The organism is Aureimonas sp. Leaf427 (genome assembly GCF_001425485.1).
Lineage (GTDB): Bacteria > Pseudomonadota > Alphaproteobacteria > Rhizobiales > Rhizobiaceae > Plantimonas.
On the sequence record NZ_LMQW01000053.1, the window covers coordinates 129,144 to 141,094 of the forward strand.

Annotated in this window: 17 protein-coding genes; 15 read left to right on the forward strand and 2 right to left on the reverse strand. The window is 64.1% G+C overall.

The features are described 5' to 3' along the window. Positions 1-58 precede the first annotated feature (58 nt). The 15 genes from ASG62_RS24655 (at position 59) to ASG62_RS24725 (ending at position 10,927) form a co-directional block, all read left to right on the forward strand. The gene (locus ASG62_RS24655; protein WP_056697468.1) at positions 59-1,975 is read left to right on the forward strand and encodes a tape measure protein; all 1,917 of its coding nucleotides are present in this window, start codon (positions 59-61) and stop codon (positions 1,973-1,975) included. Beyond that, entirely contained in the window at positions 1,975-2,574 is a 600-nt protein-coding gene (locus tag ASG62_RS24660; protein WP_056697466.1) for a phage baseplate protein, read from the forward strand. The genes ASG62_RS24655 and ASG62_RS24660 overlap by 1 nt, the downstream gene beginning before the upstream one ends. Next, entirely contained in the window at positions 2,571-2,882 is a 312-nt protein-coding gene (locus ASG62_RS28180; RefSeq protein ID WP_056697463.1) for a phage baseplate plug protein, read from the forward strand. The genes ASG62_RS24660 and ASG62_RS28180 overlap by 4 nt, the downstream gene beginning before the upstream one ends. Next, a complete protein-coding gene (locus tag ASG62_RS24670; protein WP_056697461.1) occupies positions 2,860-3,747 on the forward strand; it encodes a phage protein in 888 nt (295 codons plus the stop codon). The genes ASG62_RS28180 and ASG62_RS24670 overlap by 23 nt, the downstream gene beginning before the upstream one ends. Continuing rightward, positions 3,744-4,418, forward strand: coding sequence for a Gp138 family membrane-puncturing spike protein (locus tag ASG62_RS24675; RefSeq protein ID WP_056697458.1), 675 nt, complete (start codon positions 3,744-3,746; stop codon positions 4,416-4,418). Before ASG62_RS24670 ends, ASG62_RS24675 begins: the two co-directional genes overlap by 4 nt. Beyond that, a complete protein-coding gene (locus ASG62_RS24680) occupies positions 4,415-4,789 on the forward strand; it encodes a hypothetical protein (protein WP_056697456.1) in 375 nt (124 codons plus the stop codon). The genes ASG62_RS24675 and ASG62_RS24680 overlap by 4 nt, the downstream gene beginning before the upstream one ends. After that, on the forward strand, positions 4,786-5,682 hold the full coding sequence (locus tag ASG62_RS24685; protein WP_056697454.1) for a hypothetical protein: 897 nt from the start codon (positions 4,786-4,788) through the stop codon (positions 5,680-5,682). Before ASG62_RS24680 ends, ASG62_RS24685 begins: the two co-directional genes overlap by 4 nt. After that, positions 5,669-6,385: a DUF2612 domain-containing protein gene (locus ASG62_RS24690; protein WP_057180628.1), complete on the forward strand. Its 717-nt coding sequence runs from the start codon at positions 5,669-5,671 to the stop codon at positions 6,383-6,385. Before ASG62_RS24685 ends, ASG62_RS24690 begins: the two co-directional genes overlap by 14 nt. A gap of 26 nt (positions 6,386-6,411) precedes the next feature. Beyond that, positions 6,412-7,359 carry a DUF2793 domain-containing protein gene (locus tag ASG62_RS26060; protein WP_082537397.1) on the forward strand — a complete coding sequence of 316 codons (948 nt, stop codon included), beginning with the start codon at positions 6,412-6,414 and terminating at the stop codon, positions 7,357-7,359. Between the two features lie 11 nt (positions 7,360-7,370). Further along, the gene (locus ASG62_RS24700) at positions 7,371-7,931 is read left to right on the forward strand and encodes a hypothetical protein (protein WP_156382356.1); all 561 of its coding nucleotides are present in this window, start codon (positions 7,371-7,373) and stop codon (positions 7,929-7,931) included. A gap of 4 nt (positions 7,932-7,935) precedes the next feature. After that, entirely contained in the window at positions 7,936-8,607 is a 672-nt protein-coding gene (locus ASG62_RS24705; RefSeq protein WP_056697446.1) for a hypothetical protein, read from the forward strand. A gap of 89 nt (positions 8,608-8,696) precedes the next feature. Beyond that, complete coding sequence (locus tag ASG62_RS24710; protein WP_056697444.1) at positions 8,697-9,773, forward strand: N-acetylmuramidase domain-containing protein; 1,077 nt, start codon at positions 8,697-8,699, stop codon at positions 9,771-9,773. Continuing rightward, positions 9,770-10,012 carry a hypothetical protein gene (locus tag ASG62_RS26885; RefSeq protein WP_056697441.1) on the forward strand — a complete coding sequence of 81 codons (243 nt, stop codon included), beginning with the start codon at positions 9,770-9,772 and terminating at the stop codon, positions 10,010-10,012. Before ASG62_RS24710 ends, ASG62_RS26885 begins: the two co-directional genes overlap by 4 nt. A 188-nt stretch (positions 10,013-10,200) precedes the next feature. Beyond that, positions 10,201-10,497: a hypothetical protein gene (locus ASG62_RS24720; RefSeq protein ID WP_056697440.1), complete on the forward strand. Its 297-nt coding sequence runs from the start codon at positions 10,201-10,203 to the stop codon at positions 10,495-10,497. Further along, entirely contained in the window at positions 10,478-10,927 is a 450-nt protein-coding gene (locus tag ASG62_RS24725; RefSeq protein WP_056697437.1) for a hypothetical protein, read from the forward strand. Before ASG62_RS24720 ends, ASG62_RS24725 begins: the two co-directional genes overlap by 20 nt. Positions 10,928-11,064: 137 nt before the next feature. On the opposite strand, the gene ASG62_RS27910 is transcribed toward ASG62_RS24725, so the two are convergent. Together ASG62_RS27910 and ASG62_RS24735 are read right to left on the reverse strand one after the other, a co-directional pair. Beyond that, the gene (locus ASG62_RS27910) at positions 11,065-11,199 is read right to left on the reverse strand and encodes a hypothetical protein (RefSeq protein WP_274532639.1); all 135 of its coding nucleotides are present in this window, start codon (positions 11,197-11,199) and stop codon (positions 11,065-11,067) included. 261 nt (positions 11,200-11,460) lie between these two features. Then, positions 11,461-11,880 (reverse strand): HD domain-containing protein, encoded by a 420-nt coding sequence (locus ASG62_RS24735; protein ID WP_244487649.1) that lies wholly within the window; start codon positions 11,878-11,880, stop codon positions 11,461-11,463. Positions 11,881-11,951 lie beyond the last annotated feature (71 nt).

The following is an 11,951-nucleotide window of genomic DNA, read 5'->3' on the forward strand; positions in this document are numbered from 1 at the left end:
GCGCTCGTGACGAAGGCCGACGGGGCTCCCCGCCGGCCCTTTTGTTTGGAGCGTTTGCATGATCGTCGACGAGCTGATTGCCGTCCTCGGCTTCGACCTGAAGGGCGAGGGCGACCTCAAACGCTTTAAGAACGAGCTCGACGGCGCGGAGAAGCAGGCGAACAACTTCGCCGCAGCCTTCACGAAGATTGGGCTTGCCGTCTCAGGCGTTTTCGCTGGCCTCGCCGTTGGCAATCAGATCGGCAACTTCGTCGCTAGCATCACGCGAACCTCTGCGGAGTTCGAGAAGTATCAGGCTACCCTCGAGACGCTTGAGGGCAGCACGGAGAAGGCAAAGGCCTCCCTAGATTGGGTGACAGAGTTCGGCCGCACAACACCCTACGAGGTCGCAGAGGTCACAGAGGCGTTCGTCCGCCTGAAGTCGTACGGCATCGACCCAATGGACGGGTCCTTGAAGAGCGTCGGCAATGCATCGTCGGCCATGGGCAAAAGCCTCATGTCGGGCGTTGAGGCGCTGGCAGACGCTGCGACCGGCGAATTCGAGCGTCTGAAGGAGTTCGGCGTTCGGGCGTCCACCGAAAAGGACAAAGTGACCTTCGCGTGGACGGAGGGCGGCAAGACGGTGGAGAAGACCGTCGCCAAGCAGGGCGACGCCATCACGAGCTTCCTGCGGCAGAACTTCGCGCGCTTCAACGGCGCGATGGACAAGCAGTCGAAGACTTGGGACGGCATGGTCTCGAACCTATCCGATTCATGGACCGGGTTCCTTCGCCAGATCGGCGAGGCCGGCTACTATGACGACATCAAGCGCCGTCTGAGCAGCGTTCTTGATACAGTCGATGGCTGGTCGAGCTCTGGGGCTCTGAACCGCGTCGCCGAAGTGATTTCCAACGGCCTTGTCGGCGCGATGAACACGGCCACGCACCTCGCGACGCAAGCCTACCGGATCGGTCGCGGCTTCTACTATGCTGCCGACGGCGTCATCAGTCTCTCCAGCCGCATGACCGGACTGTCCAAGACGGCCACCGCTTTTGGTATGGGCGCCGGCCTGATCGCCTCGACGGCGATGGGGCGGAGCGCCATCATGGCGATTGCGAAGCGCGTCCCGATGGTCGCGGCGTTCCTTGTCCTCGACGATCTGATGTCCGGCCTCGCTGGTGATGACAGCGTTATCGGCAGCCTGGAGGGCGGGGAGGCCGCGCTTGAGCGCGTCCGCCAGTCGTTTGTTGATGCCTATGCCGCGGCCGAGGGGCTGGCGGACGCCATCAATGGCATCTTCAACGTCTCAGCCTTGGCAGGCGAATCGCAGATTGATGCCCTCGTTCGGGGTATGAAGGAGTTCGCCTCCACCGAGGCGGTTCGGTTCATCAACGAGATGGCCGACGCTCTTCGCCAAGTCGGCGAGATCCTGACGTTCGTCTCTGGTGTTCTCAAGAACCCCGAAGGGGCGTTCAAGGCCTTCGCCGATGGGGTGATTGCGCAGATTGATCGCATCATCGCAGCGATCGACGAGAAGCTCGGTGGTGCGCTGACGAGGTTCGGTTTCATCGGAGCCCCTTCCGTCGCTCAGCCGAACAAGACGCCGATCACCAGCACTGGGAAGACCACCAGAGCTGCAACGCCCCGCATCGCTTTCACTCCGATGGCTGAACTTGAGCAAGACGGGCGCGTCAATGCTGAAGGGATCGGACAGCAGTTCGGTGTGGACCCTGACAGGTTAGCAAGTGGGTCCGAGATAGTGATGAAAGCCGTTCTTGACATCACCAGCTATCTGAACCCAGCGAACATCGCGAAGGCTGCCATGAGCGATTTACAGGCTGGCATCACAGCACGAGCCGATCTCGACATCTCCGCCTTCATGGCGAACGTTTCCACGGCCAAACAAGCGCTCGCCGGCCTCTCCTCCGCCGGCGCCACCGTTGGCCGTGCAGCGGTGCAGGATCGCGCCGCCGTCGTCGCATCTCCGGGGGGCTGATGACCGCGATTCTTTTCTCACGCGCCATCGGCCCCGTGCCCATTCCCGTCGTCGTCAGCGAGGCGCCGGAAAGCACGCTCTCCATCACGGAGATCCCTATCGAGGACGGTTCGGTCATCACCGACCATGCCCATTCCGAGCCGTTTCGGATCACGCTGGAGATCGCGACGCCGACGCTCGCGGCCACCTATGCCGCTCTGGTCGCCTGGCAGAAGGCGCGGGTGCCGTTCACCTACGTCTCCGGGTTCGCCAAGCACGACAACCTCCTGATCCGGCGCATCGCGGCCGAGCGCGACGTGCGCGTCTCGGACATCTTCAGCGGTCGGATTGAGTTGCAGGAGGTGAAGATCGTCTCCTCGGCCACGGCGCCGGGGGACAGTGCGGACGCGGGGCAAAACGGCGGCAACGCCGATGCTCGAGGCGGAAAGAAGCAGCCCGGCGGGAAAGACAGTCGTCGGGCTGCAACACCCTCCGCTTCGCGCGCTTCGGACGCGGCAACCAAGAACCGGGCGGCTGGCACCGTCACGCGCGGCGATGCTCGGACCAACCCCGTCGAGCCGGCGCGTGGTCAATCCCTCCTGAAGCAGTTCCTTGGATGATCGAGATCCCTGTCATCGACGCGCCGGACCAGGAACTGTCCGTCGTCCTGTCGGATCGGCGCTGCACCTTCCGGCTTCGCTACAACCAGACATCCGATCGCTGGGCTTTCGATCTGGCGCTGGATGACCAGCCAGTGCTCTGCGGCCGGCGAATCGTGGTTGGCCGCGACCTTTTCGAGGGGCTTGGCCTCGGACTCGGCATCCTCTTCGCGCTCGGCGGAGACGACCCAGGCCGCGATGCTTTCACGACCGGCAGCGTCCGGCTCTACCACGCGGGTCTCGCCGATGTCGCAGTTCTATCTCCGTAAGGTCCGAGTGATCCTAAAGGGCTCTGCCGGCTCGAAGGTCATCAACCCTGGCGACAGCACCGACGATCAGCTGCAGATTGAGTTCAGCGTCTCCAAAACGATGTCCTCGACGCAGAACACCGCATCCATCGACATCTGGAACCTCGCAGAGGCCACCCGCAACGCGATGGGCAAGGAGTTCGACCGGATCGAACTGGAGGCTGGCTACATCTCACCGGACGACGTCTCGACGGTGGGCACGATCTTCATCGGTGAGCTGCGGGACGTAGAGCACACGCGAGAGCGCGACGACATCATCACCCATTTCGAGTGCGGCGATGGAGACGCGGCGGTTCGGCGGGCGACGATCTCAAAGACCTATCGTGCCGGCACTCCGGTCAAGGAGGTGGTCGAAGGCCTACGCGCGGAGTTCGAAAAGCAGGGCGTCACACGCGGCGAACTGAAGGGTCTGGACGACCTGCCGCCGTTCAAGCGGCCTTATTCAATGTGCGGGTCATGCTCACGCGAGATGGATCGTCTCAGCCGGCAGCATGGGTTCCAGTGGAGCCTCCAGAACGAGACCTTCGAGACGGTGCCGGCGGACGGGCACGTCGGCGGCATGGTGCTCCTGACGCCGGACACGGGGCTCATCGGCGTCCCGACCATCACCGACAAGGGCGTTAAGGTCGGTGCACTCCTGAACCCCCAGATCCGCCCCGGCCGGCGCGTTCGGATTGAAAGCCATGTGCTGGAGATGAATAGCGAGGGCGGCGTCTACCGGGTCGCCTCCGTCACCTTCAGCGGCAACAATCGGAGCGGCGACTTCAAGGCGTCGATCGAGGGCGAGAAGATCGCGTCAGGCAAGGTAGACAAGGGCGTGAAATGAGCGGCCACGGCTACATCGGCGGGACCAACCGCCTTGCGGGCGACGCAATCGATACGCGGGTCGGCAACGAGCGCGAGGACCAGTGGGGCGAGATGCCCGCCCGCATCGTGTCGTTCAATCCGTCCAAGCAGACCGCGACCATCCAGCCGCTCCTCATGAAGCGACTGAACGGTGTGCCAACGTCTCTGCCAGAACTGCATGACGTGCCTGTGCGCTTCACGCGGGCCGGCGGTGGCTCTGTCACGTATCCGATCGCGGCTGGCGACAAGGTCACCCTGCGCCCGCAGATGCGGTCCAGTGAGGCCTTCCACTCGGACGGCGGGGATGATGGCTATGCGGCCTCCGACGGCCGGTCCTTCAACCTCTCCGACATGGAAGCCTTCCTCGACGGCGGGGAGAGCCTGACTGACCCCATCCCGAACTTCGATCCGAGGAATCTGCATATCCGGGCCAACGCCAGCGGCTCCTTCGGCATGAAGATGAGCCAGGACGGCAAGGTCGCGATCGAGGGTGCCGAGGGCAACGTCTACGACATCCTCGCACAGGTGGTCGAGATCCTCGGGGTGCTCACGACGACGGTCAGCGGCGGGTCTTCTGCCGGGATCTGGCCCATCACACAGCAACCCGAACTTGCCGCGCTGGCGGCCAAGCTGCGAGCCATGGCGCTATGACGATCCGCCGCCTAGCCCCAGCGCTTCGTTCGAACGGGCAGGGCATCCCCGATCTCGCTCTGGCCGCCGATGGCAACCTTGCCATGGTGGCCGATGCCGAGGCCGTAGGGCAGCACGCCGCGCAGCGACTTCAGACCTTCGAAAGCGAGTGGTTTCTCGACACGACGGCCGGCGTGCCTTGGCTGGAGCGCATCATGGGGCGGAAGGTCGATCTGCCGCTCGCTGAGAGCGTGATGAAGGCCGAGATCATGGACACCAACGGCGTGACCGGGATCGAAGCCTTCGACCTGCGCTTCGACCGAAAGCCGCGCCGGCTGAACCTCGTGCGCGCTGATGTCGGAACCGAGTACGACGAAGAGGTGTCCTTGTGAGCTATGGCGTCACGCCTGCCGGCTTTGTTCGCCCGACCATGGCCGAGATCCTCGACGCGATCGAGCAGTCCAACGTCGCCATCTTTGGCTCCGGCCTGATCCAAACTGCGGCCTCACCGATGGGGCAGTGGAACGGGCTGCGTGCCGAGCAGATCATGATGAGCTGGGAGAGGACCGAGGAGGTCTACCAGTCCTACGACCCGCGCCAGGCCGAGGGCGTGCCGCTCGACCGGCTGGCCGCGCTCCGGCTGCTCGCCCGGCAGCCCGGCGAGACCGACGCATCGCTGTCGCTCGCCATCACGAACGCTGGCGTGGCGAACACGCGCGATGCCGACTTCTATCGTTCCGTCCTGAATGTCTCTGGCGTGACCTGGGCGCGCATCTACGTCAACGACGCGGACGAGGAGGACGACAATGGCATGTCGCCCCACAGCGTCTCGCTGGCGGCGATCGGCGGGGATGACGAGGCGTTGGCGCTCGTCGCGCGCCGCTACATCGTGCCGGGCATCACGTCGTTCGGGAATACGCGCGTGGAGACCGAGATCGACGGCTACTGCCGATCCATCATGATCCACCGTCCGGTTGAGGTGCCGACCAAGTTAGAGCTCGACATTCGAAAATGGGCCGATGCCGGCGGGTGCCCGCCCGATCCGACAAGTGCCATCGCCGCGACGCTTGTCGCAAACCTGTCCGATGCGAACCGGCCTCGCAACGGCGTCACCCTGACGAAGCACATTATGAGCCAAGCGCTCTGCGACAAGCCGAACGTTGAAGTGGTCGCGGGGCGCGGCGCGAAGAACGCGGGCACCGTGGCGGCACTCCCGCTGGCCTTCGGCTTCAACGAAATACCGCTTATCACTCTTGCGAACGTGACGCTCCATGTCGTCGACTGATTGTCCTGATCGCGAGGCGCTCGTTCAGGCGACGATGGATCGCGTCATCACGCAATATCGGGAGAGCGACAATCTCCTCGGCGTGATCCGCTACGACGTCGGGGCCATTGCAGATGCGCATCTCGCGGCATGTAAGATCCCGTCTGCCTTTGATCTCGACACAGCCGCTGGCGAGCAGTTGACCTTCATAGGCGAGCGGCTCGGCTGGCCGCGGTGCCATTGCGTCTGCGTCACTCCACCGGTCTTCGGTTTCTCCTGCGGTACGGCGAACCCGAACCACATCGTGCTTGGCTTCTGCAAGGATGTCGTCTGGGCTGACTGCCAGGCCGGCGGGACAGGCGATCTCTGCCTTGCCGATGACGAGGTCTACCGCGGCTATGTCCGCGCCCGCCGCTTTCAGGTTCTCCAGCACTACAGCATCGACGACCTTCAAGCCGCCGCACGGTTCATCTGGGGGCCATCGGCCTTCGCTGTCTCAATGGGGCGGGGCAAGGCCTGCGCTGCGCCTGGACGCGCTCTGACGAGCCGCGAGGAGCAGGAGCTGCCGCTGGCGTTCCGCGTTCTGCCGTTCGCGCCGGGCATCGCTCGCTTTGTCCACCGCGGCGTCGCCAATTCTTTCGGCTTTGGCTCCGGCTGGGGCGGCTTTTGCGACGGCAGCGAATGGTTCTGCCCGACCTTCATTGATCCGCTGGCCTGCGCCTGACGGTCTGATCCTGCAGGAGGTACATTATGGCTCTGCCTTTCCCGACCGTCTGGGCGGTCAACGGACCCGTGCGCGATCCAACCAGTCCTGAAGTCGATCAGGGATTCCCATGCGGTGAAGCCGATCGAGCGCTTTTCAACCGGCTGTTCCAAGACGTTCAGCAGGCAATTAATGCGATCGGCCTACGCAACGGTGATGCGGACATCCCGGTGAATGGGTTCCAGGCCTCGCCGCCTTCCTCCCCGGAGGTCGGGGACCGCTATATCGTGGCGTCCTCCCCAACGGGCGCATGGGCCGGGCAGTCAGCTAATATTGCAGCATGGGCAGGCTCGGCATGGGCCTTCATCAGCCCGCCCCGCGGCCTTATCGTCAATCATTGGAACGGCGCGCGCCTTGTCGTCCTTCGCTATGACGGCACAACTTGGGCCGAGTGGATGGCAAGCGACACGGCCTCAGGCCCTGTCGAACTCGCCACGCAGGCCGAAGTCGACGCAGGCATTGACGCCACGCGTGTGATTACGCCCGCGACCCAAGCCAAGGCAAAGTCGAGCTACATGGCCGCTCGTGCCGCCCCCGGGGTTGGCGGCACCACCGCCACCGTTTCCGCCACTTACACCAACCTCTCGGGCTTCGGTGTGACGTCCACGTTCTTTAAGGGCGGGTCAACCTTCGCCGCGGGTGTCCTGACAATTGGCGCCGGCGATGAGGGTCTCTGGCTTTTGACACTCAGCCTCCGCGAGGATGGCTTGTCTACCTCCGGCCAAGCTGTTCGCATCACACTCAACAACGTGACGCTGGCAAGCGATGGCGGCCAGACGCCCGACAACTCCGCCATCGGGCACAGTGGTACGGCTGTCGGTGTCGCTCTAAGCGTGGGCGACGTGATCCGGTTTCAGGTTATCCAGAGTCTGGGTACAACTAAAACCTTCGACGAATATTCGCTCTCAGCCGTCCGGATCGGCGGGGCCTCGTGATGGAGACGTCGATGCGTATTGATCTGTCCCTTGAGGAGGCGGCCGCTCTCGTTGCGCTGGCTTCACCTCTAGTCGAGAGTACATTTTTTGACGGCGACGGTCTCGTCTTTGCGGATGAGGCGGAGTTCCAGCGGGTTTCGAACTTGCACGCCAACCCCGTTGAAGCGAGTGAGAGAGCTTTCGGTTCGGCAAAGCGCGCCAAATCCGCTGCAGTAAATGCCAAGCGCGAGGCGATCATCGCAGCCGGCTATCATCACAACTTTGGAGGCACGATTGGCACGCGAATCCTCGACCAACGCGGCCCGGAGGATGTGACTTCCTGGTTGGCGCTCAAGCTCATGGCGCAGGATCTGAATTCGTCGGATCAAGGCGACACCCTTCTGCCCATTCGGGACGCGAACAACTCGACCTTCTCAGCAAAGTCGACGGCTGTAGAGGCTTCCATGAGCGATATGGGCTCGTGGCGGGCTCGCATCCTTGCTCGGTCCTGGGTGCTGAAGGACGAGATCACGGCGGCGGCCGATCAGGCAGCGCTTGATGCCATCGACATCAACGACGGTTGGCCGGAGTGAGGCGATGGAGAAGGATCGAACGGGGCCCGTAGTCGGCAAGCTGCGGCAGCGCGTCCAGGCGTTGGAGGAGAAGCCGGCAGATCAGACGAGCATCGCGACTGAAGCAAGGACCAGGGCGGACGCCGACATAGCGCTTGCCGACAGCATTGGGGCCGAGACCCGAGCCCGCACGGATGCGGATACGTCGGAGGCGGGCGCGCGATCGGCGGCTGACAAAGCGAACGGCGATGCCATTTCTGCCGAGGTGAAGGCCAGAGGCGACGCCATCACGGCCGAAGCTTCGGCCCGCGTAGCCGGTGACAAGACGAATGCTGATGCCCTGACAGCCGAGGCAAAGTCCCGGTCGGACGCGGATGCTTCCGAAGCCAAGGCTCGAGGGGATGCAGACGCGGCGATGCAGGCTCGCATTGTCACCCTCACCGGAGCGCTCGTTCTTCCTGCCGGCCTCTCGATCGCCGTCGGCAAGACCGAGCGCAAAGTCGTCGTGCCAGGCCTGAAGAAGGGCGATGTCGTCGCCATCACACCTGACAAAGCACTGCCCGGCGGCATGTCGCTGGGCGACGCCTATTGCCTCGTGGATGGTGAGTTGACGCTGGCAACGCTCTTCACCGCGCTTCTCGGCCTTTCCCTGTCGGCCGCGACCACGATCACGCTGAGCATCAAAGCGATCCGTTGATCCCGCGCTAATCCACAGCCTTTTCCACCGCTCATCCCCAGCCCGGCCGCCAGCGCGAGCCGGGCTTTTTCGTGCCCGGAGATCCTCGCATGTTCACTCTCGACCAGCGGCGTGAGGTCGGCGCCGCCGCGCGCGCATTCAATCTGCCCGAAGCGCACGTCCTCGCCGTCACCGAGGTCGAGAGCGCCGGCGTCATCTTCGCCACGGTGAAGGGCGAGCAGCGCCCGCTGATCCTCTTCGAGCCGCATATCTTCTATCGCCGACTGAAGGGGGCCGAGCGTGAGGAGGCGGTCGCGCTGAAGCTCGCGTCGGAACGCTGGGACAAGACGCTCTACCCCGCCGGACAGCCGGCGCGCTGGGCGCAGCTGGAGCGCGCGGCCGAGATCAACCGTCAAGCTGCCTATGAAAGCGCGTCCTACGGCGTTGGCCAGGTCATGGGCTTCCACTGGAAGGCGCTCGGCTATGCCAGCGTGTTCGAGCTCGTCGATCGCGCGCGATCCGGGCTTGGCGGACAGGTCGAGCTGATGCTGCGCTTCGTCCAGCAGAACAACCTGACCGACGAGCTGGCGACCGGGCAGTGGGCGCCCTTCGCCCGCGGCTACAACGGCGCCAGCTACAAGGCCAACCGCTACGACGAGAAGATGGCGGCTGCCGCGGCGAAGTTCGGCGGCCTGACCTCGGAGCCAAACGGACTCCTGCGCATGGGCTCGAAGGGGCGCCGCGTGCGCGAACTGCAGGCGCTCCTCATCCGCGCCGGCTATACTGTGAAGGAGGATGGCGACTTCGGCACGACCACGAAGGCGGCCCTCGTCGCGTTCCAGACAGCGCGCGGCCTGACACCGGATGGCATCTACGGCCCGCAGACGGAGAGCGCGCTGGGCGAGCTTCGGCAGGCGTCCGACGATCGCCCGGGCAAGCAGGCGCTGACGAAGCTGGTCGACGTCCAGAAGGGCGTAGGCGGGGGCTTGGGCGCGGGCGTGACGATTGCCGGGGCGAAGGAGGTCCTGCAGGACGCCTCCTATCAGGTGGCAAGCCTGGGCGTCTCCTTGCGCATCCTCGACTATGTCCAGACCGGCCTGACGATCGCGATCACGGGGTGCGCCATCGCCGGGCTCGGCTATGCCGCCGCCGGCTGGTGGAAGTCGAAGCAGACGGTGGAGGCATGAACGGGCTCGCTCTGCGGATCGCGCTCGTCGCAGCGGGGCTCATCTGCCTCGTGCTTTTCGCCACCTATATCGTCGGGCTGATCCGCGAGGATGGTTCGCGCGACACTCTCACCACCATCGAAAAGCTCAACACGGAGGCCGGCAATGCTGGTGAGAATGCTAGGCTTGGCCGTCGCGAGTGCGTTGCTCGCGGGATGCGCTTCGACTTTGAAGCCGGCAAGTGTCTCGGCCACCCCTGACCTGCGACGCGCGCTCGGCACGGCGCTGCCCGGCGCTCGCGGTCGCACTGAGGAAGACCAGGAGGCGATCGACGACACCGTCGCGGGAGGCTGCGCAATCGGCCTCTACCTGCCTGCCGAATGCCGGCGACACAACATGACCTCCATCGCTCGCACAGCAATGGAGGAGCAAGGAAGGAAACGCCTTGATGCCGGGAACTGACGACAGCGTGGAGCGCCTGCGCAAGGACCACACGCAGCTCGCCGCGACGATCTCGGTGCTGACGACGGAGGTCGGTGGCATCAAGACCGAGAAGGCGATCGAGAAGGCCGTCGGCGTCGAGCGCGAGAAGAACCTCGACGAGCGGCTGGAGCGGATCGAGAAGAGCCTCGAAGGCCTTTACGGGCTCGGAAAATGGATGCTGCTCGCCTTCTTCGGCACGCTCATCGCCGCGGTCGTCACCTTCATGGTCAAAGGAGGATTCAATGTCCCCCCGACCCCTTAGCTGGATCGGACCGCTGAAAGTGCTGCTTGGCACGATCGCCGTCCTCTGTGGTCTCTACGTCTTCTTCCTCGTCGGACCCGCCCTTGAAACGCGGTTCTTCCCAGTGCTTGGCAAGATGCGCTTCACGGAAGTGCTGGCGCAGACGAAGGACGCTTCGATCGTTCGGACGGAATTCGAGAAGCTGCGGTCCTGCGAGTACATGGGCATTGCCTGGTACTATGGAGCCGAGGCCGGAGTGTTTGAGCGCGTGTCCATGGTGCCAATCCGCGATCCGAACGACACGTCTAGTCCAAGCCGTCCGGTGGGAATTGCCCGCGCTGGGCCGTGGCGGATCACGATCCCGGCGGCGGACGTCCGCACGAAAAGCTTCGTCGAGGCGTTCCACCGATGCCACCCGTTCTGGACGACGGTCTCCAAGTTCTACCCGTGATGTTGCAAGGCTCCCATGCAACCAGTGGAATAGCTCGACGCAAGCCGTCTGAGATATTCCTAGGCTGCATTGTTTCCTCCCAGACTCATGCATCAATTGGCCCGCCCGGTTCGTCCGAGGCGGGTTTCTTTTTGCGTTCAGCCGCCGGTGTCTTTTGGGGCGCCGGCGGCTTTCGTCGTTTCGGGCTTCGGAATGAACAGCTCGCGCGGATCGGCCTGGAGCAGCCGCAATAGCTCGGCCTTGCCGGCGAGGGGAATGCGCCGATCGTTCACGGCCCTACCGACCACTGCTGTCTCGTCTGGCTGTCGTATTGTAAGCCGCATGGATCACCATATTGGCCGGCGCCGTGTCGTTGACAGCCCTCGGCCGCGGCAAGGCGCTTGATCAGGTGCGGCAAGCACTGATGGTCGAAGCTCGTCAGCCTCGCCATGAGTTTCAGCCTGTCGTAGCTGCGGGTCATTCCACATTTGGCGCATTCGACACCAACGCGCGGGATCGTCAGGTCGCAGAGGTAGCGGGAGGAGTAGGCGCGCTCAGGCATTCCGCAGCATGAGCGTCGCCCGCGCGTACTTGTCCAGCCTGCGCTCATCGGCCTCTGAAACATGCGTCAGCCGCGTCCGGTCGGAGTTATCCGCGAGGTCCGCCAGCTTCACTTGCCGTGCTATGGTGTTCGCTCGCGCCCGCAGGATCGCCGAGAAGTAGTCCTCGCCTCGTCGTTTCGTCATGGCGTCCACGGCTTCAATGATGTCCTCGCCAAACCCTTCAGCGCGAAGCCTGTCCAATGTCCAGGCGGAGCAGTCCTCTACGACATCGTGAAGCAGGGCGACGATCTTGGCGGGCGCGTCCTCGACGGCCGCCGCCACTCGACGAGGATGGTCGATGTACGGGGCGCCGCCCTTGTCCACCTGACCGGCGTGCGCCTCGGCTGCAATTTCGTCGGCTCGGGTCAGCATCTTCGCCCTCTCCATCATCTCCAGCGCGTCTCGTCTCAATCCTTTCCGCTATCTTGGCATGAGGGAGGAGG